This is a genomic window from Paraburkholderia sp. MPAMCS5 (assembly GCF_036016995.1).
GTDB lineage: Bacteria > Pseudomonadota > Gammaproteobacteria > Burkholderiales > Burkholderiaceae > Paraburkholderia.
The window spans coordinates 82424-108208 of sequence record NZ_JAYXBK010000012.1 but is presented as its reverse complement, the minus strand read 5'-3'; the positions used below and the strand labels follow the sequence as shown (position 1 = coordinate 108208).

Annotated in this window: 20 protein-coding genes; 5 read left to right on the top strand and 15 right to left on the bottom strand. The window is 64.1% G+C overall.

Going from position 1 to position 25785, the window contains the following annotated elements; genetic code table 11:
• Positions 1 to 52 precede the first annotated feature (52 nt).
• The 4 genes from VOM14_RS23525 to VOM14_RS23510 form a co-directional block, all read right to left on the bottom strand.
• Positions 53 to 1165 carry a CaiB/BaiF CoA transferase family protein gene (locus VOM14_RS23525; protein ID WP_327631156.1) on the bottom strand — a complete coding sequence of 371 codons (1113 nt, stop codon included), beginning with the start codon at positions 1163 to 1165 and terminating at the stop codon, positions 53 to 55.
• Positions 1166 to 1244: 79 nt separating this feature from the next.
• Positions 1245 to 2153, bottom strand: a complete 909-nt coding sequence (locus tag VOM14_RS23520; RefSeq protein ID WP_327631155.1) for an SDR family NAD(P)-dependent oxidoreductase — start codon at positions 2151 to 2153, stop codon at positions 1245 to 1247.
• Positions 2154 to 2206: 53 nt separating this feature from the next.
• Entirely contained in the window at positions 2207 to 3193 is a 987-nt protein-coding gene (locus tag VOM14_RS23515) for an acyl-CoA dehydrogenase family protein (RefSeq protein ID WP_327631154.1), read from the bottom strand.
• A gap of 24 nt (positions 3194 to 3217) precedes the next feature.
• A complete protein-coding gene (locus VOM14_RS23510) occupies positions 3218 to 3991 on the bottom strand; it encodes an enoyl-CoA hydratase/isomerase family protein (protein WP_327631153.1) in 774 nt (257 codons plus the stop codon).
• A 255-nt stretch (positions 3992 to 4246) separates the two neighbouring features.
• Between VOM14_RS23510 and VOM14_RS23505 the strand changes: the two genes are divergently transcribed.
• A complete protein-coding gene (locus tag VOM14_RS23505) occupies positions 4247 to 5041 on the top strand; it encodes an enoyl-CoA hydratase/isomerase family protein (protein WP_327631152.1) in 795 nt (264 codons plus the stop codon).
• Positions 5042 to 5231: 190 nt separating this feature from the next.
• On the opposite strand, the gene VOM14_RS23500 is transcribed toward VOM14_RS23505, so the two are convergent.
• A complete protein-coding gene (locus tag VOM14_RS23500) occupies positions 5232 to 5987 on the bottom strand; it encodes an SDR family NAD(P)-dependent oxidoreductase (RefSeq protein WP_327631151.1) in 756 nt (251 codons plus the stop codon).
• Positions 5988 to 6572: 585 nt separating this feature from the next.
• Between VOM14_RS23500 and VOM14_RS23495 the strand changes: the two genes are divergently transcribed.
• The gene (locus VOM14_RS23495; RefSeq protein WP_327631150.1) at positions 6573 to 7625 is read left to right on the top strand and encodes a DUF1254 domain-containing protein; all 1053 of its coding nucleotides are present in this window, start codon (positions 6573 to 6575) and stop codon (positions 7623 to 7625) included.
• A 167-nt stretch (positions 7626 to 7792) separates the two neighbouring features.
• On the opposite strand, the gene VOM14_RS23490 is transcribed toward VOM14_RS23495, so the two are convergent.
• The 8 genes from VOM14_RS23490 to VOM14_RS23455 form a co-directional block, all read right to left on the bottom strand.
• Positions 7793 to 9343 carry a class I adenylate-forming enzyme family protein gene (locus VOM14_RS23490; protein ID WP_327631149.1) on the bottom strand — a complete coding sequence of 517 codons (1551 nt, stop codon included), beginning with the start codon at positions 9341 to 9343 and terminating at the stop codon, positions 7793 to 7795.
• Positions 9344 to 9501: 158 nt separating this feature from the next.
• Entirely contained in the window at positions 9502 to 11931 is a 2430-nt protein-coding gene (locus tag VOM14_RS23485; protein WP_327631148.1) for an efflux RND transporter permease subunit, read from the bottom strand.
• Between the two features lie 31 nt (positions 11932 to 11962).
• The gene (locus VOM14_RS23480; protein ID WP_327631147.1) at positions 11963 to 13060 is read right to left on the bottom strand and encodes a WD40/YVTN/BNR-like repeat-containing protein; all 1098 of its coding nucleotides are present in this window, start codon (positions 13058 to 13060) and stop codon (positions 11963 to 11965) included.
• A gap of 144 nt (positions 13061 to 13204) precedes the next feature.
• Entirely contained in the window at positions 13205 to 14578 is a 1374-nt protein-coding gene (locus tag VOM14_RS23475; protein WP_327631146.1) for a DUF1329 domain-containing protein, read from the bottom strand.
• A 29-nt stretch (positions 14579 to 14607) separates the two neighbouring features.
• The gene (locus VOM14_RS23470; protein ID WP_327631145.1) at positions 14608 to 16320 is read right to left on the bottom strand and encodes a DUF1302 domain-containing protein; all 1713 of its coding nucleotides are present in this window, start codon (positions 16318 to 16320) and stop codon (positions 14608 to 14610) included.
• A 765-nt stretch (positions 16321 to 17085) separates the two neighbouring features.
• Positions 17086 to 18222, bottom strand: a complete 1137-nt coding sequence (locus VOM14_RS23465) for an acyl-CoA dehydrogenase family protein (protein ID WP_327631221.1) — start codon at positions 18220 to 18222, stop codon at positions 17086 to 17088.
• Positions 18223 to 18274: 52 nt separating this feature from the next.
• Positions 18275 to 18730: a MaoC family dehydratase gene (locus VOM14_RS23460; RefSeq protein WP_327631144.1), complete on the bottom strand. Its 456-nt coding sequence runs from the start codon at positions 18728 to 18730 to the stop codon at positions 18275 to 18277.
• 134 nt (positions 18731 to 18864) lie between these two features.
• A complete protein-coding gene (locus tag VOM14_RS23455) occupies positions 18865 to 19014 on the bottom strand; it encodes a hypothetical protein (protein WP_327631143.1) in 150 nt (49 codons plus the stop codon).
• A gap of 455 nt (positions 19015 to 19469) precedes the next feature.
• Between VOM14_RS23455 and VOM14_RS23450 the strand changes: the two genes are divergently transcribed.
• Positions 19470 to 20534, top strand: coding sequence for an MBL fold metallo-hydrolase (locus tag VOM14_RS23450; protein WP_327631142.1), 1065 nt, complete (start codon positions 19470 to 19472; stop codon positions 20532 to 20534).
• A 104-nt stretch (positions 20535 to 20638) separates the two neighbouring features.
• Here VOM14_RS23450 and VOM14_RS23445 read toward each other — a convergent pair whose 3' ends face one another.
• A complete protein-coding gene (locus VOM14_RS23445; protein WP_442955577.1) occupies positions 20639 to 21955 on the bottom strand; it encodes a serine hydrolase domain-containing protein in 1317 nt (438 codons plus the stop codon).
• 321 nt (positions 21956 to 22276) lie between these two features.
• On the opposite strand from VOM14_RS23445, the gene VOM14_RS23440 reads away from it, so the two are divergent.
• A complete protein-coding gene (locus tag VOM14_RS23440; RefSeq protein WP_327631141.1) occupies positions 22277 to 23338 on the top strand; it encodes a porin in 1062 nt (353 codons plus the stop codon).
• A 44-nt stretch (positions 23339 to 23382) separates the two neighbouring features.
• A complete protein-coding gene (locus VOM14_RS23435; protein WP_327631140.1) occupies positions 23383 to 23760 on the top strand; it encodes a BON domain-containing protein in 378 nt (125 codons plus the stop codon).
• Positions 23761 to 23817: 57 nt separating this feature from the next.
• On the opposite strand, the gene VOM14_RS23430 is transcribed toward VOM14_RS23435, so the two are convergent.
• Positions 23818 to 25749, bottom strand: a complete 1932-nt coding sequence (locus VOM14_RS23430) for an alkyl/aryl-sulfatase (RefSeq protein ID WP_327631139.1) — start codon at positions 25747 to 25749, stop codon at positions 23818 to 23820.
• Between the last annotated feature and the right edge of the window lie 36 nt (positions 25750 to 25785).

Genomic DNA, 25785 nt, shown 5'->3' with positions numbered 1-25785 from the left:
GTCGGGCGAAGATCGTCTTATGCGGGCTGCTGCCCAGTAGAGTTGCGGCGGGTCACAGGTGGCACCAGTCCTGCAATACCGTCCCTGTATGTTGGCCACGTTGTGGAATGCTACCGGGTGTGCCTGTCGGCGTACCGGAGAACCGCGGCGCGGGGTTGGCTTGCAGAATACCATCGACCGTGCTGTACACCCCGCGCGCGGCCATGTGCGGATGAGCCGCCGCCTCGTCGGGATTCAGTACCGGCGCGAAGCAGGCATCGGTGCCTTCCAGCAACGCGCACCACTCGTCGCGAGTGCGGGTGGCGAAGAGCGCTGCAAAACGCTCATGCAGGTCCAGCCAGCGCGACGGATCGTAGGCTGCGGCATGAAGCGGGTCGTCCGCGAGGCCCAGTTTTTCCAGCAGCAGCTTGTTGAAGCGCGGCTCGACCGCGCCGACCGACAGGAACTTGCCGTCGGCGCAGCGGTAGGTTCGATACCAGTGCGGACCGTCCAGCAGGCTGCGTCCGCGTTCGTTGACGAACTGCCCGGAAGACTTCAGGCTCAGCATCAGGTTCAGCATGTGAGCGCTGCCATCGACGATGGCGGCGTCGATAACCTGGCCCTTGCCGGTCGCGCGCGCGCTCATGATGCCGGCCAGCAGACCGACCGCGAGGTACATCGAGCCGCCGCCGATATCGCCCACCAGGCTTGGCGGCGACATCGGCGCTTCGCCCGGCTGCCCCGACCACCACAAGGCGCCCGACAGCGCAACGTAGTTCAGATCGTGACCCGCCGCTTGCGACAACGGGCCTTGCTGCCCCCAGCCGGTCATGCGGCCATACACCAGCTTCGGATTGCGCGCGAGGCACACATCCGGTCCTAGCCCAATTCTCTCCATCACGCCCGGGCGCATGCCTTCGATCAGCGCGTCGCAGTGCTCCACCAGCCCGAGGACCGTTTCAACGCCCTCTTCCGTCTTGAGATCGACCGCGATCGAGCGCTTGCCGCGGTTCTGGATCGCATGCTTGCCGAGGTCGAGGTCTTCCCGGCCCATCTGTTTTTTGTCGACGACGACGACGTCGGCGCCCAGGTCCGCTAGCAGCATGCCGCAGATCGGTGCCGGCCCCATTCCCGCGATCTCCAGGACGCGCAGTCCTTGCAGCGGACCGCTTCCATTCCAAGCCATTTCGTAACCTCCAGAGCGCACGCCACCTCGGAAGGTGGCGTCTCGAACGCGTACTCGACAGTTGAGTGAAACGCTGACCTCAGCCGCGAACCGCCTGCATCGTCGTGACGTAGGCATGCACCTGCTGGTTGGCGTCCTCGCGGAAGTTCGCCGTGCTCCAGTCGCTGATCTGCGCAAAATGGGCTTCCACGGCTTCCGGCGACAGTTCCGACGCGGCGATCGCCACCGGCGCCGTGTCCACCATGCGCATGGTCGAGAACACTCCACCGCTCGCGCCCAGCACCACTCGGTTCGGCGCGTGCTCGCTAACCAGGTACAGCGCGCCCGGCGTGACCGTTTCCGGACCCGTCGCCTCGAGCAGATGCGCCGGGAAAATGTCTTCGGTCATGCGCGTGGCCGCCATCGGCGCGAGCGTATTCACGCGGATGTCGTTCTTCTTGCCCTCGATGCCCAGCATGTTCATCAGGCCCACCAGCCCGACTTTCGCCGAGCCGTAGTTGGCCTGACCGAAGTTGCCGAACAGGCCCGCCGCCGAGGTTGTCATCAACACGCGGCCGTAGTTCTGCTCGCGCATGATTTCCCACACCGCCTTGGTGCAGTACACCGAACCCATCAAATGCACGTCCACCACCGCGCGAAAGTCCGCCATCTCCATTTTCGAGAAGCTCTTGTCGCGCAGGATGCCGGCATTGTTGATCAGAATGTCGATGCGGCCGAATTCTGCCTTGGCCTGCGCCGCCATGGCCGTCACCTGCTCGAAGTCGGCGACGTTGGCGCCGTTCGCGATGGCCTCGCCGCCAGCCCGGCGGATTTCCTCGACCACGGCCAGCGCGGCGTCGGACGAGCCGCCCATGCCGTCGCGGCTGCCGCCGAAGTCGTTGATTACCAGCTTCGCGCCGCGCCGTGCGAGTTCCAGCGCGTGCGTACGTCCCAGGCCGTTGCCGGCTCCCGTCACAATGGCCACTCGGCCGTCAAAGCGAATCGTCATGATCTTTCTCCAGGCAAAATTTGATGATTAATTGGTGATCCTTACTGTACTGACTATGCTCGGGCGATTTGCGCCTGCAGTGCCGCCGCGCATGCCGCTTCGTGCCGATCAATACTGCCCAGCAGCAGATCGGCGACGATCGCGTGCTTGAAGTAGTGACCGACGGCATACTCTTCCGTCATGCCGATGCCGCCGTGAAGCTGGACGCCCTGCCCGCAGACGTATTTCGCCGCGCGGCAAACCAGCGACTTCGCCGCCGACAGCGTGTGCTGCCGCGCGGCCTCGTCGTCGTTCTCCATTGCCGCCAGTGCCGCATGGAGCATCGAGCGCGCGATCTCCATCTCGGCGGCCATGTCGGCCATGCGATGTTGCAGGGCCTGAAAGGTGCCGATGGGCACGCCGAACTGCTTTCGAGTCTTCAGGTATTCCGCCGTCAGCGCGAGCGTCTTTTCCATCGCACCGACCAGATCGGCGCAAAGCGCGACGATACCGTGCGCAAGCCCGGTGCGCAGTGCGGCGAGCCCGCCTTCGAGACGGTTTTCCGCCGGTACGCGCACGGCATCGAACGTCAGATCTTCGATCCACGTGCCGTCATGCAGCGGGAGCGCCTCGCGCGCGAGGCCTTCGCGTTCGGCCTCGACCAGCAGCAGCGCGATGTCGGCCTCCCCTTCGACGCGCGCCGAGACGATGAAGGCATCCGCACCTACGGCACCGAGCACCAGCGACTTCTTTCCATACAGCACGTAACCATCCGCTTCCTTCTTTGCGCGCATCGACGAGGCACACGCGCCTTCGATGTTGAAGATAGGAATGCTATCGAAACCGATCGGCAACAACGCCACCTGGCCACGAATCATGTGCTGGCCGTCGAAGTGGCCCTGCGTGCAGTTGCCATAGAAGGCGGCTTGCACCCATTTGCGGTCGCAGCCGGAGTCCTTCAGCGCATCTTCCACGGCCAGGGCGGTCAGCTGCTTGATGGTTTTATCGATGTGGCGGCCAAACGGTGTCATACCGACGCCGACGATGTAGATGTTTTCCATGATGTTCTCGATCCTGTACGGTGATCAGCAGCCTTTGAATTCCGGGGTGCGTTTCTCGGCGAAGGCGCGCAGGCCCTCGGCGATGTCGTACGAACGCTGGTGATTGCGCAGCTCCAGTAGTTCGTGGCGCAATGCGTCGGCGAGCGGCTTGTCGGCGGCCTCGTCGGCGACCTTCTTCATCTTGCGCAGCACCAGCGGGCTCTTCGTGGCCAGCTTGTCGCCGATAGCCTGCACGCGGCCCACGAGTTCGCTGTCCGCCACGACCTCGACGACGAGGCCGTACTGCTTCATGTCGGCGGCCGGCAGCGATTCACCGGTGAACAGCAGATACTTGGCCACGTTCAGTGGAATCTTGCGCGACAGCACGGCCGCGCCGCCGCCGCCCGGGAACACGCCGAAGTTCGAATGGGCATCGCCAAAGCGCGCGCTCTGCGCGGCGATCACGAAGTCGCAGGCCAGCACCGTCTCCAGGCCGCCGGCCACCGCGAGTCCGTTGACGGCGGCGATGGTGGGCTTCGGGAAGGCGCGCAGCGTGTCGAAGAATGCGACGAGCGTGTCCAGCAGATCCGGCTCGCCCGGTCCCGGCGTGCCCCCTGCCTTCAGGTCGGCGCCGGCGCAGAAGGCGGGGCCGGTTGCCGTCAGGGCGACCACGCGCACCTGATCGTTCTGCTGCCAGTCACGCAATTGCGCGGCCATGGCGAGCGCCATGTGCATGCTGATGGCGTTGCGGGCCTCAGGCCGCATGAGGGTGATCCAGCCGACCTGGCCTTTTACCTCAAAGGACACCGATTCACTCACGTCTTCTCCTCCATAAATTCTATGCGGCGTGTTTGCCTGCTCGTCACGATAGGCATCGCCGCATTTGCGCTCACCTCCCCTTGCGGACGCGATGCGCTTCCTGTTTGCCCCGCCGCCCGGCAGGCGCCGGGCCGACGGCTCCGCACCCTGTCCGGGAGGGAGGGGACGTTCCAATCTGCCGATGACTATCGTGCAGTGAGGTCCGGCTCGGTTCAGTGAACCTGTCCGGCCGTCGCACATCACAACGGAGACACCATGGACTTCAGCGCATACCAGCACATCACGTTCGCCCGGCGCGGCCGCGTCCTCGAAATCATCCTGAACCGCCCGGAGCAGTTGAACGCCGTCAACGGCGGCCTGCACGCCGAGCTGGCCCGGGTCTTCACCGATGCGAACAACGACCCGGAATCGGAAGTGATCGTGCTAACCGGCGCGGGCCGCGCCTTCTCGGCCGGCGGCGATCTGGAGGCCGTCAAGGCCGGCTTCGACGACCCAGCGGCGTTTCGCGTCACGGCGCGCGAAGGCAAGCAGATCGTCTTTGCGCAACTCGACTGCGAGAAGCCGATCATCGCCAAGGTCAACGGCCCGGCGATCGGCCTCGGCTGCAGCATCGCGCTCTTCTGCGATGTGATCTTCGCCGCCGACACCGCGAAGTTCGCCGATCCGCACGTGAACGTCGGGCTCGTGGCCGGCGACGGCGGCGCCATCATCTGGCCACAACTGATCGGCTACGCCCGCGCCAAGGAATACCTGCTCACCGGCGATCCGATTCCCGCCACCGAAGCCGCCCGCATCGGCCTGATCAACCACGCCGTGCCGCCCGCCGAGCTGGACGAGCGCGTCAACCGGTTCGCCGACCGCCTCGCGAACGGCGCGACGAACGCCATCCGCTGGACCAAGGTGTCGGCCAACATCGGCCTCAAGCAGCTCGCGCACGCCGTGATGGATACCTGCATGTCGTACGAATGGCTGGCGAGCAAGACGGCAGACCACCGGGAGGCGATCAACGCCATGCTGGAAAAGCGCAAGCCGGGCTTCACCGGCAAGTGAGCGGTGCAACGATGCAGACCCGGTCGCTCGCATGCGAGTGGGCGCAGAAAGGCATTCGCGTGAGCCGCGTCGCGCTGCCTGAGCGATGGCGGGCGCGCCCGCTTTCGGCAGTCCCGGCAACGCCTCGAAAGAGCGAGGGCCTGCTAGCGGGCGCCCCTGGCGAGGCCAGCGGCGGCGCCTTACACCCGGCCTAGGCCGTCAGGCCGCCATCGACCATGTAGTTCGCGCCCGCGACGAACGAGGCCTTGTCCGAGCACAGCCACAGCACCAGCTCGGCTGCTTCCTCCGGCTCGCCCGGCCGGCGCAGAATGGACGCCGCAAGCAGCGCATCCGAACTGCCCGGCAGTGACGCGGCGGCCAGTTCGTCGGCCATCGCCGTCTTCACGACCCCTGGGCAGATCGCGTTAATGCGAATACCGTACCTGCCATACTCCCGCGCGGCCGACCGCGTGAGCCCGATGACACCATGCTTCGATGCCGCGTACGCCGAACTGTAGGGCGCACCGCGCACGCCGGCGACGGACGCTGTATTGACGATCGCCCCGCCGTGCGCCTTCATGGCGCGCAACTCATGCACCATGCAGTGGAAGACGCCGGTCAGGTTGACGTCGATGATCCGGTGCCAGTGCGCCAGCCCCTGGTCCTCAGTCCTGGCAACACGGCCCGGAATGCCCGCATTGTTGAAGGCGATGTCGAGCCGGCCGAAGCGCGCGACGGCCGCCTCCACCATCGCCGCGCAGTCTTCCTCCCGGCTCACGTCTACACGCTGGAACAGCGCCTCGCCGCCCGCCTGTTCGATCTCGGCGACCACCGCTTGGGCCGCCGCCTCCGCACGGTCGGCGACCACCACCCGCGCGCCGGCCTGCGCGAACAACCGGGCGGTGGCGCGGCCGATTCCTGCTGCACCGCCTGTCACGATGGCTACCTTGCCTTGCAAGTCAGACATTGATTCTTTCCTGTGGTTGAACGATCCCGCTATCACGCCGATGCCGACTGCGAGGCGCCGACAGCATCCAGCGGCGCCATGGCATGCCCGGTCAGCATGGCGGCCGCCGCGCTGCGGAATCAGGAGCGACATCGTGATGAAGACGGCGCTGGAGCCAAAGTTTTCGCGCGATATCACGCCACCGATGGCCGGTCCGGGAATGGCGCCGAACCAGCCCATTCCTTGCACGCAAGTGACCGGGGCGCCCACAATCCGCTGCCGGTCGCGTGACACCCCGGCGCTCCGACAATAGACACCCACATGGACCACCCTCACCTCCATCTTTGGGAGGGCGCACACCCGGACCGACCGAACCTCCGTCCGCGTCTCATCGACCGTGGGGCGAGCGCCCGGACGCCTCTCCTCACGGGAGGGGCGCGCGGGTTCCCGCCATGCCTATCCTTGCTCCGTCCACGTGGGCTTTCAGGTGTCTGCTCAGATGCGCCGGGCTTGCCGTCTCCGGCACCTCGGCCATGCCATCCTCACGCACAGGAAGGCACCGCATGTATCGCCCGGACTTCGGATACGTCAACGAGAGGAGAAACCATGAAGCTGTGCATTCGCACCGTCCGCCGCGCCCTGCTATTGACCGCGGCCGGAGCAGCCTTTCCTTCCCTGGCGCAGACCCCGCCGGCGGAGCCGCCAGCCGCTCCGGTTGCGGTAACGGTCGACAACTTCACGCGCGCCGAGACCGACATGTATTTCTCCACGGTTGTGAATCAGGGCGGTTTTGGCAAGCTGCGCCACTATCGCGACCTGATGCCGATCGATCGGCAATCCGTCGTGCGAGCCAATCGTGACACGGTTTACTCGACGGGCGTGTTCGACCTGGATGCCGGCCCCGTGACCATTGCGCTGCCGGATGCGGGCGGCCGTTTCCGCTCCGTGACGGCGATCAATGAGGATCACTACGCAATGACGGTTGCCTATGGAAAGGGCCCTTACACGTTCACGCGCAAGCAAATCGGCACGCGCTACGTGATGATCGGTGTGCGCACACTGGTTAATGCCCACGACCCCGCGGACCTCCAGGCGATTCGCGCGCTGCAGGACGGCATCACCTTGCAGCAGGCCGGACCGGGAAGCTTCACGGTGCCGGACTGGGACAAGACCGGTCAGAAGCGCATTCGCGACGCGCTCACCACGCTGGGCGACACGCTCCCGGACCTGAACGATGCCTTCGGCATGCCCGGCACGGTTTCGCCCGTTCACCACCTGATCGGCACGGCCATCGCGTGGGGCGGAAATCCAGAGAAGGACGCGATCTATCTCAACGTGAAGCCGCGCCGCAACGACGGCGCCACTGAGTATCGCCTGCGCGTGGCTAACGTGCCGGTGAACGGTTTCTGGTCGATCAGCGTCTACAACGCGAAGGGCTTCTTTGAGCCGAACGCGCAGGGCGCGTATACATTGAACAACGTGGTGGCGAAGAAGGATGCCGACGGCGCGGTGTCCGTGCAATTCGGCGGCTGTGACGGACAGCAGGCGAACTGCCTGCCCATCACGCCAGGCTGGAACTACATGGTCCGCCTGTACCAGCCACGGGCTCAGGTGCTTGACGGCCGCTGGAAGTTTCCAGAGGCCGAGGCTGTCCAATGAGCGAGCGGCCGGTGAGCGATGCATGACCCTCGCGTTCGTGGGTTCGTGGGTTCGTGGGTTCGTGGGTTCGTGGGCCCGTCGGCCCACGTCGCGGCATGGCTGACGTTGCGCGGGTCAAGGAGCACGGCTTCATGATGTGCTCCCACGCGTTACCGGTCACGGGCCTGTCAGACGGCGCGCCACTGACCTTCCCAGAAGCGCGCGCGGATGTCGCGCTTCAGAACCTTGCCCACCGCGCTGCGCGGCAGATCGGGCCAGAATTCGACCGACTTGGGCGTCTTCAGACTGCCGAGCGCGGTCTTGCACATGGCCGTCACCTCCTCCGCCGAGAGCGCACTTCCGGTCTTGAGCTGCACCACGGCCTTCGCGGCCTCGCCCCATTTTTCGTCGGGCACGCCGACCACCGCGCAATCCAGCACTGCGGGATGGCTGTTGATCACCGCCTCGATCTCGCTCGGAAACAGGTTGAAGCCGCCACTGACGATCATGTCCCGCGTGCGATCGATCACGGTGATGAAGCCTCGCTCGTCGCGCACGCCCACGTCGGTGGTGTGATGCCAGCCGAATCTCGACACTTCCGCCGTTTGCTCAGGATTCCTGTAATAGCCTTTCATCACGCCGGCCGATTTCACGACAATCTCGCCCTTCACGCCCGGACCCGCAAGATTGCCGGCCTCGTCCATGATCTCCACCCATGCGAACGGGCCAGGCCGTCCCGCCGACCGTAGCGCGTCTTCATCGAGCGAGCCGTCGGGCCTCAAATAGTCAGCGGGCTTCTTGATGAGGCAGCAGAGGCACTCGCTTTGCGCGAACACCTCGTAGATCACCGGACCCAGTTGCCGGATGGCCTCGCGCATTTTCTCCGGGGCAATGGGCGCGCCGCCAACCAGGACCGCGCGAAGTGACGACAGATCGGCCCCAGCCGTGCGCGGATCGCCGATAAGGGTATAGATGATGGTCGGCGGCACGAACAGGTGCGTGATCCGGTCGCGCTCGATCGCGGCGAGAACAGCCGCCACGTCGAACGCCGGCAGCACGACCGTCATGCCACTGCGGGCAGCGCTTGCGAACGTGAGATAGCTGGCCGCATGGGTCAGCGGTGCCACGGCGAGCACGCGCGTTTCGCGGTCCATGTCGAGGTTGACGAAGGTGGAGACGATCCCCATCTCCACCGACCGGTTCGTGTGAACGGCGGCCTTCGACGGACCCGTGGTGCCGCCAGTGGGCTGCAGCAGGACGGTGTGATCGGGGTACTCGGGCGCGGCGACGAATGGCGTGCCGTACGGCGCGGTCCAGTTTTCGAGGGCGCTGCCATGAGCCGAGGACACGTCGATGCAAATGAATCGGCATGCCGGCGCGAGGCCTGCCTTCAGTTGCGGGACGATCCCCTCGTAGGCGCTATGGAAGAACACGAGCTGGACATCGGCGTAGGCCAGCACCTGAACGTTCGTTTCCACCGAATTGCGCGTGTGCACCGCCACCCATGCCATGTCGGCCCGGTTGATGGCGATCTGAAGCAGGCTGACGCGGTAGTCGTTCGGCGCGTAGATCGCGATATGCGACCCTGCCCCCAGCGATGGTTCGGCGGCGAGGGCATGCGCAACCGCATGGACGAAGCGTTGGGCGTCGGCGAAGTCGACACGCACGGCCCCGTCGATAAAAGCGGTTCGGTGGGGATCACGTGACGCGGCGGCATCGAAATAGTCGGCAAGGCGCATGGGGCGCGGCACTCCTCAAGTGTGGGTCATTCACTTTTCGCCCGACTTGCGCCGGGCGGATACATCGACGGGACTTGCCGCGCAAAAATGCCGCGAGCAGCGCCCGAAGCCTATGCCGCGCAACGCGTACAACAATGTCGCCATGCGCGGTTGCCGCTTCAGCCGCGGCACGGCGATTTGTCGGCCAGGTCGTCCCTCGCGCCGGCGACCGACCTTCGCGTGCCGCCTTGCAGCAAAAAGTGAGACAGCGCGGGGATCAGCACGAGCGCACCAATCATGTTCCAGATGAACATGAACGTCAGCAACACGCCCATGTCGGCCTGAAACTTGATAGGCGACCATGCCCACGTGATCACCGACACCGCCAGCGTCACGCCAATTAGTGCGATCACCTTACCCGTGAAACCCACGGCCTCGCGATAGGCCGTCTCGAGCGACGCGCCCTGGCGCTGCAGCGTCAGCTGAACGCTGAGCAGATACAGCGCATAGTCCACGCCGATGCCCACGCCCAGCGCCGTGACGGGAAGCGTAGCGACCTTGACGCCGATGCCCAGCGCCACCATGAGCGCCTCGCAGAGAATCGACGTGAGCACGAGCGGCACGACCGCGACGACCACCGCGCGCCAGTTCCTGAACGTCAGGAAGCACAGCGCAATCACGGCGGCATAGACGAGCACCAGCATCGTTCGATTGGCCTGCTCGACCGCGATGTTCGTAGCCGCCTCGATCCCCGCGCTGCCGGCTGCCGGCAGAAAGCGACGATCCCGTGTGTCGTGCTGCGCGCCGAACGCTTCGACGGCTTTGACGATGCGCTCCAGCGTCTTCGCCTTGTGATCGGCCAGGAACGCCACCACGGGCGCAACCGAGCGCGCGCCGTTAACAAGCTCCGGGTTCGCCACATAAGCGTCGTTGACTGCGCCCAACGCGATAGCGGGATCGCGGCTGATCGTCATCCAGCGCGGGTTGCCCTCGAAGTTGGCCGCGGTGATGCGGCGGCTCACGCCGCTCACCGACGCGGTGGTCTGCACGCCGTCGAGCCCGCGCAGAACCTGCTCCAGGTTGTCCATCTCCATCAGCGTCTTGTAGTCGGCGATGCCGCCAGGGGGCGTCGTGACGATCACCGCGAACTGATCGGTCGAGAGCCTGTAGTGACTCGTCACATACGCGTTGTCGCGGTTGTAGCGTGAGTTCGCGCGCAACTCCGGTGCGCCGGGGTCGAGATCGCCGATCTTGAGGTGTTGCCCGACCAGCAGTCCTGCGGCGCATAACACCCCCGCGAGCAACACGGCCGCGAAAGCGGGTCCTCGCCGAGTAAAGGGAACGAGCAGCGCACCAAGCAGATGGTGCTTTTCCGCGCGCAGGCTGCGGGCCGCGGCGGCCGCGCTCACGCCGGTGTACGAGAGCATCAGGGGCAAAAAAACCAGGTTCGTGAAGATCAGCACCGCGACGCCCACACTCGCCGCAACCGCGAGCCCGCGGATGACCGGAATGTCGATCAGCATGAGGACGGCGAAGCCGACCGCATCCGCGAGCAGCGCGGTCAGCCCGGCGAGAAAGAGACGCCGGAACGTATAGCGCGCGGCGACGTAGCGATGGGTGCCGCGCCCGATATCCTGCGTGATGCCGTTCATCTTTTGCGCGCCGTGCGACACCCCGATCGCGAAGATCAGGAATGGCACGAGGATCGAATACGGATCGAGATCGATACCCAGCAGATGCACGATGCCGAGCTGCCACACGACCGCGGCCAGCGAACAGCTGATCACGAGCACGGTGCTGCGCACGCAACGGGTATAGCCGTAGATCACGGCCATCGCGATCAATGCCGCGGCGGCAAAATAGACCGCCACCTGAAGGAGCCCGTGGATCAGGTCGCCGACCAGTTGCGCAAAGCCGATCACGTGAATGTCGATACCGTCGCGCGCATAGTCGTGGCGGATCTGTTCGAGCGCATCGTGCAGCGCGCGTGCGTCGAGCGGTTTGCCCGTATCGGCGTAGTGATCGAGCAACGGCACGAAGATCGTGCTGGAATGCAGGTCGTCGGCAACGAGCGAACCCATGATGCCCGCCCGCGCCACGTTCTGGCGCAGCCGGTCGATGCTCGCGGCGGAACCGTCATAGTCGTCGGGCATGACCGGGCCGCCCTGAAAGCCGCTCTCCGTCACTTCGGTCCAACGAACGACGGGCATCCACAATGACTTCACAAACGCGCGGTCGACGCCCGGCAGCAAATAGATTCGCTCGTTCACGTTCCGCAGGGCTTTCAGATAGCGCGGGTCGTAGATCGTGCCGTTGCGAGTTTCGACGACCACGCGCACCGAGTTGCCCAGCGAACGCAACGAATCGACGTTGGCGAGGTAATTGCGAATGAACGCGCTCGATTGCGGCATCATTCGTTCATAGCTCGCGCTGACGTTCGACTTTGTCGCCTGGAAGCCCAGGAAAAAAGTGACGATCACGCACGCGGCGACGATCCACAACCGGTTGTTGAAAATCAGCCGTTCCAGCCAGCCCCCCGAGTTCGACTCGAAGTCCTCCCTTTTCTGCACGACCGGATTGGGGTTGACGTGCTCCGAATTGGAATTCATACCGATACTCTCTTTACGCATGCAGCCATGGTTAGCGGGTGGAAGCGATAGCAGGGCCGGCGAGCGACATGAGCGCAAGCTCGCCGGCTTTCAGCGGAAGAACGGCTGTCAACACCGATGATGGCCCCGTCTTCATTTGCCGGAATGAGCTGCCATGTTCGTCGTACAGCACCGCTTCTCCCGCCGCCGTGACGAATACGAGTTCCCCGCGCGATTCGAGCGGCGCACCGCCCGTCACCGCGCCGCGCATTGGACCTGGCAATGGCAGCCAGGTCATGCCGCGATCCGCGCTGCGGTAAATCGTGCCGCGCAGACCGAAGGCAAAGAGCGCCCCCCCGTTACCGGTGATGCCGAAGAAGCTGCCCGCATAGCCTGTATTGATTGCAATGAATTTTCCGCTTGTGGAATCGAGGCGGAACACCGTGCCCTTCTCCGCGGCCACATAGATATCGTCGCCTTGCCCGAAGACCGCATTCAGATGCAGAAACTGCGGGTTATCGAAGCGATCGAGTATCGGCCGCCACGTCTTGCCGCCGTCCTCCGTTGCGATCGCCATGCCGAACGGCCCGACTGCGTAGCCATGTTGAACGTCGCGAAACCATACGCTCAGCAGCGGCAGCGACGGACCCTGCCGGTAGTTCAGCGTCAACTGGTCGAGAAAAGGCTGCAATGCCGTATTGCCGGCAGCAATGTGCGCCTTATAGTACGAAGCGAGCGTCGTCGCGGCCATCCGGCCGTCGAACTGCCGCTGCCATGACAGACCACCGTCGGCGGTGTGCAGCACTACGCCGTCGTGCCCGACAACCCAACCCTCCAGCGCGGTCGGAAAACTGAGTGCGAGCAGGTCGCTGCGCACCGGCACGTTGACCTGTCGCCACGACTTGCCTTCATCGTCGGAGACGATGATGAGTCCACGCATCCCCACCGCGACGATGCGCGTGCCGGCGCGCGCCACGTCCATCACGGGCCGCCCAGTGGCACGGGCGTAGACGAGCGCGGGTGCGTCGAGGGGATCAACGAATGGATCTTTCTGCCCGGCGGGCGCGGCACCCGCATGTGAGGCCACATTCGCCTCTTTCGCCTCCTGCGCGCATGTAATCCAGCTTGCCGCTGCAAGCACGATTACCATGAGCCCTGCGCGCACGGTTCGCGCGGCGTATCTGTCATGAAACATCCTGTACCTCGATCCGGGCAATGCGAATGGGCCGGCCGGTCCCGCACCGGCGCTTGGCCGGGAGGACCGTGGCCTCATGCTGAAGTGACGGATTACGCTTTAACGCAATCCCGTCCCGGCCATGCCCGCGGGCGTGAACAGGTTCGGTTGGCTCAGGCGGTCGGACACGCGAAGCAAAGGCGCGCCGTTTGCGCCATTGGTAAAGGTCACGAAGTAGTTGCCTTTCTCGAGGTCATAGAAGCCGTAAGACAACGCGAAGACGCCGCCGCGGTCGTAGAGCGGAAACTGGTAGTCGATGCCCACGCGCCACAGCTTGCCGTCGTGGCCGTAGCCGTCCGTCTCGACGAAGGTCCAGCTGTCCTCGTCGATGTAGAAAGTTCGCTTCGAGTACGCATGGCGCGCATCAGCCTTCAACGTGGCCTCCACTACCCAGACGCGATGGCGCTCCCAGCGCACGGCATCCGGCTTCACGTGCTTCGGGCCGAATACTTCGTCCACGGGAAGTTGCGACAGGCGATAGTTGTTAGCCGGAACGATCATCTCCTTCTTGCCGATCAGCTTGAAGTCGAAGCGGTCCATTCTGCCCGTGAAGACGTTGGCTTCATCCCAGAAGAGCACGCCGCCATAGTTCGAGGACGGTGTGTCGTATTTGTAGTCCGGCGCCATGCGTGTGCGCCGTTGCGAAGGAAAGTAGGCCCAGCTCACCTGATCGGTGTCGGCATAGTTGCTCGAATAATCAACGAGCACAGTCGTGCCCGCCAGCGTGGGCGGCGTGACTGCCTGAATCCACGCGCGCATATAAGAGCCCGTGAAATTTCCGGTGGCGTTTTTCGGATCGTAGTAAGGCCGGTATTCGGTAATGTTCAGAACCGGCAACTCCGTACGGCCGCCGGACGAATCGATGAGTTGGCCGCCCATATTGGTCACCGAAAACTCCGCATGCCGATAACTCAGCATTGCATTCCACATGACCTCATAGCCGTTCTTCGGAATTGGAAACGGAACGCCGCCAAACGCGCCCGCCACACCATCACCTTGCACCTTGCCGACAAGATGTGCGCTCGTCGCGTTTTTCAGCGTGTTGTCGAGCACCCATTGCGGGTACGACACCGAGCGATGCGTCGGATAGACATCCAGGCGCATGTCGGCGAATCGCTTCAGAAGAGCTTGCGTGCCCGGTGTCAGTTGTTCCGCGTATTGCCCCATGTTCGCCGGGGTCACGCTGAAGAGCGCTTTCTCGCCTTTGTACGGATCGGGCCACTTGCCGCTGTTCGGCACGTAGTCCGCGGGTGGCCTGGTCAAGCCGCCGGTGTACTCGGGAATCGCGCCGTCGGGGCTACCCGCCTTTTCAGCGCCGAACGGGGTCAACGTGGTGCCCAGCTGTTTCGCCTCGTCCGCGGATACGGCGGCTGCCGCTCCCGCGGCATGCAGCGTCACAAGGCCTGCTGCGGCAATTTGAAGTAGAACTTTCATCTGCTTTTCTCCTGAACGTTGTTGGTGCCTCAGAACGAGGACTGGAAGACGAGCGACACCCACGGACGGTCGTTGAGATCGATCAGGCCATTGCCCGTGCTGGCATACGGCAGCCCGGACGGTGTCACCGCAGTCTTGTTCACGTGGGCGTGGTAGCCGATATACGAGAGCGTGAGGGTCGCCTTCTGCCGGATGAGCGCCTGCACGCCGATCGAATACTGGAAGAAGCCCTGTGCCCCTCCCCCCGAGCCCGGATTGATCGGGTTGGTGCCCCAAAGGCCGCCCGTGATGGAGGTCGGCATGCTCAGATCGACACCGGGAAACACCTGCAGCCATTGCGGCTGGAACACGAGACCGGCGCCGACATAGTCTTTGGTCGAGCAGCCGTTCCACTTGTTGTTGCTCGGACATGCCGCGTAGCCCACGCCGTTGTAGAGCTGAGCGTTTTGCGTGACGGACAGCAAATGCGTGTAGCCGAGTTCCGCCGTCAGCGTGCCCGTCTGCCACAGCGGTGTTTTCGACAGTGGCACGACGGCATTCGTCACGAGGTTCAGCACGTCGCCCTTCGCGCCTTCGGTCTGGTTCGCAATGGCCGGGCTCAACGCCGTGGCGAGCGCCGTGTTGTGACGATACGAGGCTTCAAAGCCGAAGCTGACGCTGCCCAGCGTCGTGTCGAGGCTGTAGCCGAGCAACTGGACGCCACGGTTGTAGGAGAGGTGATAATCGGTCGGCGCGCCGCCCTTCCAGTTCGTGAGCACCCACGGCGCGGTTTCATCCAGACGCCGGTAATAGAAGCCCATTGCGCCGTCCATGAACGATGGCGTCCAGCTGACTTTCAACCCGAAATTGTTGTCGACCTGGGGCGGCTTGATCGTGCTGCCTTGCGGCACGAGCACCGCGGACCTTGGCGTGGGAATGACAAGATACGACGGCCCCTGGGCCGCGGCGTCGTTCGCTTCGAGGTACGTCCCGCCGGTTGGAAGCCGGTTGTAGGTCCAGCCCAGTTCGTACTGGCCCGACACGGCCACCTGGGGCGTGAGCTGCGCCGTCATGCTGATCTGCGGACGCGGCAGCAGGAGCTCCTTCGTCGTGGTGCCCGGCGAGGTCAGCGCCTTGATGCCGTCCGTCGCACTCTGCGCGTATGAAATGCCCTGGGTCGGCGAGAGCAGCGAGTTGCCCCAATATTCGGTGAACTGGCCGGCCTTCAGGTAGACCGCGCGGCCTGCGACCTGCGTGTTGTAGAACGCGAATCCATCGAGCAGCTGCGCGCCCTGAACGTAGTAGCGGTTCGTGAAGGAACCGTAGGTTCCGTTCGGATAGGACCCCAACGAGCGATACGTCACGCCTGGTGCATAGACACCCGGATTCGTGACGTCGCCGCTGCCATACGCGAAATCTTTCCACGCAGAGCCCGACAGGCGGAAACCCACGTATCCCTGATAGGCGGCGGTGAATTCGGACAGGATCGACACCCGGTTCGTGACGATGTCGCCCGCGTGACGGAATTTGTAGTCGCCGTCGTCGAAGTTCGGGTTATTGCCGATCATCGGATCGATACCTTTCGCACGCATGCCCAGGTTGTAGCTGATGGTGTTGTCCCAGTTGACGTCCCAGTCGGTCGAACCGGTATCGATCTTGAATGCGTAAGCCTGGAGCGGCAGCATGGCTGCGATCAGGCTGGCCAGCACCGTGCGGCGCGGCAGGCTCGTCTGCCTCAGGGCCTTCTGGTTGTTGCGCAACATCTTGTCTCCTTTGTCTTTATTGGCGGCGCGCTTTTGAAGAGCAACGCCACGCCTTTACCTTCCCCTGTATTCGTCCCGCTTGCGCGGAATCGATCACGCGCGCCCGCGGGATGACAAGCGGCACCATGACGAGGAATAGAACGTGTCATGCATCCCGAAGACACCGCACAGTCAAGAGCAAGTTAGCATCGCGATCCGCCGCCCCTCCCCTATAGAAAGAGGAGGGGGGGAGGGGAAACGGCCGGCGACGCCGCTAGAATCCGCATGGAAGTTGGGCCGACGCCCCGCCTGGAAAGGCGTTGGCGTCAAAGCCCGCCTGCCCTGGGACTATCCCTTTGTGGGCCGTCGCCGACGGCTCATGGCGGCGATCGCGACCGCAAACGTCGGACGTACCAGCCGATCAGTGCACTTACTTCCCTACAATATTTAGCATTGCCAATCTGACGAGCCCGCTCTACTCGCGTGACCGACCAACTGTCGATGTCGATGCGGATGAGGTCGTTGCGTCGTTGCGTCGTTGCGTGTCGCGGCGCAAGACCGGCGCAAGACCTTGTGGCCTGTACTGACGAGGAGTGCGTCGGCGAATTCAGCTCAGAACCGATGCGTCATGCTCACGACCACAAGACGCCGGGAGCGAGATGGCCGCTCGCAAAAAAGAGTCAGGGGGCAGCATAGCTGCCCCGAGGGGAACCCCTATCGCGCGATCCGAGGCAATCGGTCACGATTCACGCGGCTGCCCGGACACTATTGCATCCCTTTCGCCGTTTAGCGGCCCGCGAGGCTACGCGAAATAATGACCTTCTGGATGTGACTGGTGCCTTCGTAGATCTTGGTCACGCGTGCGTCACGATAGTAGCGTTCCACCGGGAAGTCGGTCAGATAGCCATAGCCGCCATGGATCTGAATCGCGTCCGAGCACACCTTTTCCGCGATCTCGCTGGCGAACAGCTTGGCCATCGACGCCTCTTTCGCGCAATGGACCCCGGCCGCCTGCAGGCGTGCCGCGTGCAACATGAACTGGTAAGCCACCTCGACCTGCGTGGCCATGTCGGCGAGGTCGAACGCGACGCCTTGCAGCTTGATGAGCGGGCCGCCATATGCTTCGCGCTCCTTCGCGTATTTCACGGCGGCTTCCAGCGCGGCACGGGCGACGCCACAGGCAACGGCGGCGATGCCGATGCGGCCTTCGGACAACATGCCCATCACCCGCTTGTAGCCGGAGCCTTCCTCGCCGATCAGATTGTCCACGGGCACGCGGTGATTATCGAGCTGGATAGCGGCGACATGGGCCGAACGCTGGCCCAGCTTTTCCTCGACCCGGGTGACGTTGTAGCCGGGCGCACGCGGATCGACGATGAACAGGCTCGGCCCCAGCCTGCCTTCCGGCGTCTCGGTCACGGCCGCGATGGCAATGCCCACGCCCGCCTCGTTGCCGTTCGAGATGAACTGCTTGCTGCCGTTCAGCACATAGTGATCGCCCTCGCGGCGCGCCGTGGTACGGAAGGCGGCGGTATCGGAGCCCGCTTGCGGTTCGGTCAGCAGGCCCGCCACGATGGTCTTGCCTGAGGCCATGTCCGGCAGATACCTGCGCTTCTGCGCCTCGGTGCCGGCCTGGGCCACACACCCGGCGAGGCCGTTGTGGACATGCAGGATGGTGGCGAAGCCAGCGTCCGCAGCGGCGAACTCTTCGATGGCGAGACAGTATTCGGGAAAGGTCAAGGCCGAACCGCCGTACTCGGCTGGGACATGCATGCCGAGAAAGCCGAGTTCGCCCGCGGCCCTCAGTTCGCTGGAGGGCCACGCGCAATTGCGGTCGCGCTGCGCGGCCGTCGAGGCGACGACTTCCTGCGCCACCTTGCGAGCCGCGTCGCGGATCATGACTTCCTGCTCGCTCAGGAGCATCGTTGATGTTTCGCTCATTCTCTTCCTCGATTGATTCGCTTGATCGTTTCTCTTAATCGAACACGCGCAGGATCGACTCCGCGACGCATACCGGCTTGTCCGCGCCTTCCATTTCCACCGTCATTTCGTAGATGATCTGCGTGCCCTTGTTGTCGAGAGACTCGAAGCTGAGCAGCTTGAAATGGGCGCGCAAACGGCTGTCCACGGGCACCGGCTTCAGAAAGCGCACCTTGTTCAGGCCATAGTTCACACCCAGCTTGATCTGGCGGATGGCGAAAGCACTCTGCGAGAAGACCGGCAACAGGCTCAAGGTCAGGAAGCCGTGCGCGATGGGTGCGCCGAACGGCCCCGCAGCGGCGCGTTCGGGGTCCACGTGAATCCATTGAAAATCGCCGGTCGCTTCCGCGAATGTGTTGATGCGCTGCTGATCGATGACGATCCAGTCGCTGGAGCCCACGACTTCCCCCAACAGGGGTTGCAGGTGAGCCACGGTTTCATAGGTCTTCATGTTGTCTCGCTCCTGGCTTGATTGACGGTTGAGCGCGCGGCCACTTTTCCGTCCACCGCTTCGTGTTCTGCTTCGTGTTCCGCTTCGTGTACCGCCTCGCGCGCCGCGGCTTCGGGCATGCTTTGCGACGCCGGTTAGCTGTAGACGGGCGCGAAGCGCTTCGGGCCATTAGCGAGCCGCGGCAGCTGGCATTTGCGCTGCGCCGGCGTGCTGCCCGTCACGATCGTCTGGATGGACAGAACCGCGCAACCGGGGTAAGGATCGAGAATCAGACCACGCCCCATCTCGCGACGACAGCGTGCTGTTGATGCCCGGCTTCCGGGTGACTTCGTGCGAACTGATCTTAGTGAGGCATCGGGACGTTCCTCCCCTCCCTTTCTTGCAGGGGGCGGCCGTCCGGCGCGGCTGGCCGCGACGCGTCCCGTGCGGCATAGCCGGATTGACGCCCTCGTCGCGCGGATGAGATTCCCTTCCGCTGGAAAGCACAGGGCACGAAACCGCGGCACGACATTGCAGCGGCTGACGACGACAGTGAGCCGCGGCGAACACTTTCCGCGCGTTACGCCTGCCGATCGACGGCATGGCCAAAGTGAAGATGGCGGCACGCGTGCCCGGCATGCCCCGCAGCCGGATGGGCCTACCTGAATGACGGGGGACAGCGATAAGGAAGCGCGGATAAAAATTGACATCGCGCAAAATGCGCGACACCGAAAGACTCGACAAAAGGAGACGAGCAACGATGACTGACGCCAATCAACGGGACGCAGGCGACGGCCTGGCTTATCCCTGCGGCACGCCGCCGGAGCGCGGCGAAGCGCGCGAAATTGCACCGGGCGTGCGCTGGATGCGCCTCCCGCTGCCCTCGGATTCGCTGACACACATCAACGTCTGGGCCATCGAGGAGCACGACGGTCACACGCTGATCGACACCGGGCTCGGCAACGAGGACACCATCGAGACGTGGCGCACACTGCTGGCAGGACCGCTTGCGAAGGGCATCACGCGTGTGATCGTCACGCATCTGCATCCCGATCACGTCGGCATGGCCGGCTGGCTCACTCGCCGATCCGGCCGCCGTCTGTGGATGACACGCACCGAATATCTCCAATGCCGCGTGCTCGCCGGCGACACAGGGCACGCCCCGCCGGACGAAGCCATCGCGTTTTATCGTCGCGCCGGCTGGGACGACGCGACGCTCGAAAGCTATCGAAATCGCTTCGGCACTTTCGGCCGCCTGCTTTCCCGGTTGCCCGCGAGCTACCGGCGCATCCGCGACGGCGAGCGCATCGCGATCGGCGCTCACGAGTGGGAAGTGATCATCGGCGCGGGCCATACGCCCGAGCATGCCTGCCTCTACTGCGCGTCGCTCAAGCTGTTTGTGTCGGGCGACCAGGTGCTGCCGCGCATCTCTTCCAACGTCTCCGTTCTGCCGGGCGAGCCCGACGCCGATCCGCTCGCGGAATGGATCGCCTCGCTCGACGCGCTCAGCCGGCGCGTCCCCGACGATGTGCTGGTACTGCCGGCGCACAACCAACCGTTCACCGGCTTGCACGCGCGGCTTGCGCGGCTCGCGGCGAGCCAGCAACACGCGCTCGATCGGCTGCACGCGACGTTGCGGGAGCAGCCAAGACGGGCCGTCGATACGTTCGGCGCACTGTTCAGCCGAGCCATCACATCAGAGGACGCATCGACCTACGGACTGGCAACCGGCGAAAGCCTCGCGCATCTGAACTACCTCGTGAATCGCGGGAAAGCTACCGTTAAGGAAGACGACGACGGCATTGCATGGTATCGGGCGGCCTGAGACTGCGTCGCGCAAAAGTCGCTGCGGTTTGCGCATGGCGTCGCCTGCAAATCCTTCCTGGCAGCCTTGCTCTCAATCAGCAACAAGGATGCGTGTTCAGCCGCCTATCGCACGTCGCGTTGCGCCGCTTTCGCGATGGCGAGGACAGCACGGTGCAACGCGTCGGCCGTATCGAGCGGCGCGTGCTCGATCGCTGCGCCCGTTGCGCTTGTCGGGCGCGCGGCCTGATCGGGCGACGATGAAAACTTCACGACCGTGAGACGCGCGCGCGGATCGACGACTATCGCCTGGCCGAAGCGCCCGCTCGCCGCGAAGCTACCGTGGCCATCGTTCAACTGATACCAGTAGTCGCGATAGCCGTAACCCGGACGGCCCGGCGCGAGATTGCCCTTGGCGAAGGCCGCGGCATTCGAGGCCGGCTGTAGCGCAAGACGCGTGGCGCTCGAAGGAAAGCGCGCGTCATCGCCCGCCGCGCTCAGGCGCACGAGTTCACCAAAGCGCGCGGCGTCGCGCAGCGTCGTGTTGAGACCGCCACTGGCCATTTCCGTGCCGGTTCGATCGACGACGATGTCCGCGTCGTCATCGGCGAGCTTGCGCCAGATTTCACGCGACGCGAGCGCGCTCCACGATTGGCCCGTCACATGCCGGATCGCCCATGCAACCGCTTCAGGCGAGCCATTCTGGTAGTACCAGCGCTCACCTGCGCGCTCGTCGGGCGACGGCAGTACCACTTTGAGAAAGCCATGAATGCTGTCGGGCGCGCCGCTCGCGCGCGGCACGAAGCCGACCGCTGCAAAGAGCCCAAGGTCCGGTGGCAACGCGGCCGGATAGCGCACGGGGACTTCCATATCGAGATTTTGCTGAAGCGTCGCGTTGCCAAACGGCGTGCCGGCGAGTTCAGGCACATACGTCGAGAGCGGCGCTTGCGGCGCAAGCTTACCCGCGACGATCAGTTGCGCGGCGAGCAGGCCGGTCACGGATTTCGTCATGGACGCCCACATGTGCGTCTGATGCGGACCGAAGCCATCGAAGTAACGCTCCAGCACGATCCGCCCATCGCGCACGACGATAAAACCATCCGTCCGGGTGCGGCGCAGATAGTCGCTGAGCGTGAGCGTCGTGCCATCGACGGTAAAGGCGATGGTGTCCGGATCGAGTGGCCGGCCGGCGGGCAGCGCGAGCGGTTCGCGCGCCCGTTCGAGATTCGCGCTCGGGATCAGCATGCGTGTATTGCGCAGCTTCCAGCGCAGCGTGTGCTCCGGTTGCGCGCCAACTGACGCGCCGCCGTTCGCTGCGACTGCCGCTGCGTGTGGGGCGTCCGCGCGCGACGGGAGCGCAAAAGCACAGGCCGCGCCGAATATAAAAGCGAGCAGCGCGCGTGGCGCGCCATTCGAACGAGAAACAGGGCGATTCATCTGCATGCGGTCTCCGATGTGATCCCTCTATTGCCCGCGCCAGGCAGCACGCGATCTCAGGAGAATGAAAGACGCGGGCGGCAGCGTCAAGTCAGCGCCAGGCATAAGGCCATAGCTGTCTGGCATGCCGTGGCTACAATCAGCGCGGCTTCGCGTTTACACGGACATTTCCACAAGGAATGCTTGTATTCCCGACGCTTGATGGCCGATGGCGCCCTGCTGCTCCACACTACGTGAAGGCGCTTGCAATCGTCCCGACACGACACGCTTCCGCCATCGGCAATAAATATGGATACCTGATTAAATAAAAACAAATGAAGGAGACAAATGAAAAAGTTCGTTCTGGCCGCGCTGGTGGGCGGCCTGTCACCCTGTCTTTACCATGCGCAATCCAGCGTCACGCTGTACGGCGACATAGGCGGCGGTGTGCGCTGGGTCAATAACCAGAAAGGCGGCAGCGCATTCGGATTCAACAACAACATTCTCGCGGTGAATCGTTTCGGCCTTTACGGCAGGGAAGATCTCGGCAACGGGCTCACGGCGATCTTCAAGCTGGAAAGCGGCTTTAACAGCGGAACCGGCGCATTGAAGAACGCGGGCGTGCTCTTTTCGCAGGCGGCTTTCGTCGGTCTCACCGGCAACTTCGGACGGCTCACCTTCGGACGCCAGGTCAGCGCAAGCGAATACTTCGCCACGCTCGTCGACCCCACCGGCGGTCAGGCCCAGTCGCTCGCAATCGAGCCGAACGCGCTCTACTTCTTCAACTACTTCACCAACGACACCCGCTTTAACAACACGATCAGCTACATCGGACATGCAGGTGGCTTCCGCTTTGGCGGCAGCTACTCGCCGGGCGGCACGGCCGGCAATTTGCGCTCGGGCACGAACGTCTCCGCCACCGCCATGTATCAATGGGGCCCGGCGTTGGGCGGCTTCGGGTATCAGAAGACCTGGAATGCGGCCGCGACGCAATGGGCCCGGACCTTTCACGCAGGCGGATCGCTGCAACTCGGTCCCGCACGCCTTTACATGAGTTATGCCGACTTCAGCGTGAGCGCGGCCACGCAAGGCGCGCCCACGCGGCGCGATCGTATTCCGAGCATTGGCGTTCTCGTCGTACCCACCCCCGCGCTGCAATTCACCGCGGCGGCCTATTTCGACAACGCCCGTCATCTCGCGAACGCAAAGGCCGGCAACGGTCACAAGGTGACGACCTATGCCATGGCCGAGTACTACCTCTCGAAACGCACCGAGCTTTACGCGGAAGTCGATTACAACGGTTTTTCCGGCGCCTATCGAACCGACGCATTGAATATCGGCGGGCTGGGCATGCGCTCCGGCGCGAACTCGACAACCGGCGTGGCCGTTGGGCTCATGACACGGTTCTAGGCCGCCCTGCGCCGCCTTTTCGTACCTCGCACTCACATGTCAACATGAAACTATCCATCCGCATCTCATGTATCGCTGCCGTGGCGATGCTCGCCGTGCCAGGCGGCTACGCAAACGCACAACCGGCGGCAACGCCAGCTTCATCGGCGACCGGAACGAGCCTCGCCGCCAGCGACGCAAGCGACGCCAGGGCTGCCAGAACCGCGAACCGCAAACTTGCGCACCGCGTCGAAAACGCACTGGCGCGCACTCGCGGCCTCAATTCCGCGCGCATCATCGTGACCGCGCGCGACGGGCGCGTCACCCTCTCCGGCGCAGTGAACTACAACGAGCAGATTCCACTCGCGCTCGATGCCGCGCGCAAGGTCGACGGCGTCACCGACGTTGAAAGCCGTATTCGCGCGACGGGCGCCTCGCTCTGATCGGCGCATCCGGCTGCATGCCGGATGCGATGCCTCGTCGGCCACTTACCCGCCACATCAAGGCTCGACCACGTTAAAGCGCCCGCCGGGCTTTTCCAGCGTCCTGAGAAACGCGCCGAACAAGGCCGAGGCGCCGTCCAGCACGATTTCGCCTTGCGCAACGGCGGCGCCGAACTGCGTCTCGCCCAGCAGGACGCGGTCGAGCGTGGCGCGCGTCATGGCGATCCCCAGATCGTGTCCGTCGCGATGCGGCGTGGCGGACCAGGTGAGCGCGCCATGCTTCAAATACAGCGCATAGCGCGCATTGCGATCGGTGAAATGCCACGCCATGCGGATGTCGAGTGTCTGCGCCTTAAGGCCGTCGATCATCACAGCGAGGTAATCGAAGAACGCGCCGTCGCTCAGCGAACGCACGAGATCGTGACTGCGCAGCGTATGCCCGGCGCCTGCGCCCGGACCCTCGCGCAACTCACGCGCGCCGAGCAGATACGCGTTGCGCCACGTCGCCGATTCCGCCTGAAAACCCATCTGCTCCAGCGCCGCCGCGCCCAGTTCGCGCGCCTCGCGCAGCGCGGGCTGCGCGAACACGAGACGGTTCATCACCTCCGCGACCCAGCGATATTCGCCGCGCTCGAAGTCGCGCCGCGCGCGTTCGAGCATCGCCTGCGCGCCGCCCATGTACTCGACGTAACGCGGCGCGGACAACTCGTCGGGCAGCGCGTGCAAATGCGCGGGGTTGCCGTCGTACCAGCTCAGATAGCGTTGGTAGATCGCCTTGACGTTGTGGGACACCGTGCCGTAATAGCCGCGCGTATGCCACTGGCCCGCAAGCGTGTCGGGCAGCGTCATCTGCTCGGCGATTTCGGCGGCGTTCCAGCCACGGTTCATGAGCCGCAGTGTCTGGTCATGCAGATACTTGTAGAGGTCGCGTTGCTGTTCGAGAAAACGTGTGAGGCGCGCCGTGCCCCATGTGGGCCAGTGGTGCTGTGCGAATACGACATCCGCGTCACCCGCATAGCGTTCGAGCGCCTGATTGAGGTAGCGCGACCACAGCTTTGCGTTGCGGACCTGCGCGCCACGCAGCGGACACAGATTGTGCAGCGTGCGCGTCCCGTTCTCCGCCACGTTCAGCGCGCGCAGTTGCGGAAAGAAAAAGTGCATTTCCGCCGGCGCTTCGCTGTCGGGCGTGAGCTGAAACACGATTTCCACGCCGTCAATAATATGTGTTTCGGCATCCTGATGAATCAGTTGTGTGGGTTCGATCAGCGTGACCGTGCCCGCCGGCATGGTCTTGCCGAGTCCCGCGTCGATCTGGCAACAGGCATTGCGTGCCAGCGTCTGGCCGAACTGGAATTGCGAGCGCCGCTCCATGGCCGTGCCAGCCAACACGTTTTCCGCCACGGCCTCTTCCATGAAGCCCGCTGGCGCGATCACCGCGACTTCGCCCGCGCGCACACGAGCCTCGTCGATCACGCCCTTCACACCGCCGAAGTGATCGGTATGGCTGTGACTGTAGATCACGGCGAGCACAGGGCGTTTCGGGCGGTGTGCATAGTAGAGTTCGAGCGCCGCCTGCGCTGTCTCGCGGCACGTGAGCGGGTCGATCACGATGAGCCCGGTATCGCCTTCGATCAGCGTCATGTTCGCAAGATCGAACCCGCGCACCTGATAAATGCGCGCCGTGACTTCGAACAGTCCGTGCAAACGATTCAGACGCGCCTGCCTCCACAACGCCGGGTGAGCCGTGGGCGGCGCGGTGGCGTCGTCGAGGAACGCATAGTCGGCCATGCTCCAGACGAGCCGGCCATAGGCATCGCGAATCTCGGCATCGGGAATGGTTCCGATGAAACCGCGCTGGGCTTCCTCCACATCGAGAGGGTCGTCGGTAGGCAGCGTCTGCAACGCGCGGTGATGGGCTTTCTGAGTCGCGTCGGTCGCGCGCTGCACGGGAAGATCCGTCAGCGCCAATGAGGGGGTCGTGTTGTGCATGAGATGATGGAACGGGAGAAGCGCGAACTCGAAAGC

What these genes read in the sequence shown, in the direction of transcription:
- VOM14_RS23475 (WP_327631146.1), bottom strand. Translation starts at nt 14,578, where the DNA reads ATGAAAGTTCTACTTCAAATTGCCGCAGCAGGCCTTGTGACGCTGCAT.
- VOM14_RS23465 (WP_327631221.1), bottom strand. Translation starts at nt 18,222, where the DNA reads ATGCTCCTGAGCGAGCAGGAAGTCATGATCCGCGACGCGGCTCGCAAG.
- VOM14_RS23490 (WP_327631149.1), bottom strand. Translation starts at nt 9,343, where the DNA reads ATGCGCCTTGCCGACTATTTCGATGCCGCCGCGTCACGTGATCCCCAC.
- VOM14_RS23435 (WP_327631140.1), top strand. Translation starts at nt 23,383, where the DNA reads ATGAAACTATCCATCCGCATCTCATGTATCGCTGCCGTGGCGATGCTC.
- VOM14_RS23520 (WP_327631155.1), bottom strand. Translation starts at nt 2,153, where the DNA reads ATGACGATTCGCTTTGACGGCCGAGTGGCCATTGTGACGGGAGCCGGC.
- VOM14_RS23515 (WP_327631154.1), bottom strand. Translation starts at nt 3,193, where the DNA reads ATGGAAAACATCTACATCGTCGGCGTCGGTATGACACCGTTTGGCCGC.
- VOM14_RS23525 (WP_327631156.1), bottom strand. Translation starts at nt 1,165, where the DNA reads ATGGCTTGGAATGGAAGCGGTCCGCTGCAAGGACTGCGCGTCCTGGAG.
- VOM14_RS23495 (WP_327631150.1), top strand. Translation starts at nt 6,573, where the DNA reads ATGAAGCTGTGCATTCGCACCGTCCGCCGCGCCCTGCTATTGACCGCG.
- VOM14_RS23500 (WP_327631151.1), bottom strand. Translation starts at nt 5,987, where the DNA reads ATGTCTGACTTGCAAGGCAAGGTAGCCATCGTGACAGGCGGTGCAGCA.
- VOM14_RS23460 (WP_327631144.1), bottom strand. Translation starts at nt 18,730, where the DNA reads ATGAAGACCTATGAAACCGTGGCTCACCTGCAACCCCTGTTGGGGGAA.
- VOM14_RS23445 (WP_442955577.1), bottom strand. Translation starts at nt 21,955, where the DNA reads ATGCAGATGAATCGCCCTGTTTCTCGTTCGAATGGCGCGCCACGCGCG.
- VOM14_RS23480 (WP_327631147.1), bottom strand. Translation starts at nt 13,060, where the DNA reads ATGGTAATCGTGCTTGCAGCGGCAAGCTGGATTACATGCGCGCAGGAG.
- VOM14_RS23485 (WP_327631148.1), bottom strand. Translation starts at nt 11,931, where the DNA reads ATGAATTCCAATTCGGAGCACGTCAACCCCAATCCGGTCGTGCAGAAA.
- VOM14_RS23450 (WP_327631142.1), top strand. Translation starts at nt 19,470, where the DNA reads ATGACTGACGCCAATCAACGGGACGCAGGCGACGGCCTGGCTTATCCC.
- VOM14_RS23505 (WP_327631152.1), top strand. Translation starts at nt 4,247, where the DNA reads ATGGACTTCAGCGCATACCAGCACATCACGTTCGCCCGGCGCGGCCGC.
- VOM14_RS23430 (WP_327631139.1), bottom strand. Translation starts at nt 25,749, where the DNA reads ATGCACAACACGACCCCCTCATTGGCGCTGACGGATCTTCCCGTGCAG.
- VOM14_RS23455 (WP_327631143.1), bottom strand. Translation starts at nt 19,014, where the DNA reads ATGGGGCGTGGTCTGATTCTCGATCCTTACCCCGGTTGCGCGGTTCTG.
- VOM14_RS23440 (WP_327631141.1), top strand. Translation starts at nt 22,277, where the DNA reads ATGAAAAAGTTCGTTCTGGCCGCGCTGGTGGGCGGCCTGTCACCCTGT.
- VOM14_RS23470 (WP_327631145.1), bottom strand. Translation starts at nt 16,320, where the DNA reads ATGTTGCGCAACAACCAGAAGGCCCTGAGGCAGACGAGCCTGCCGCGC.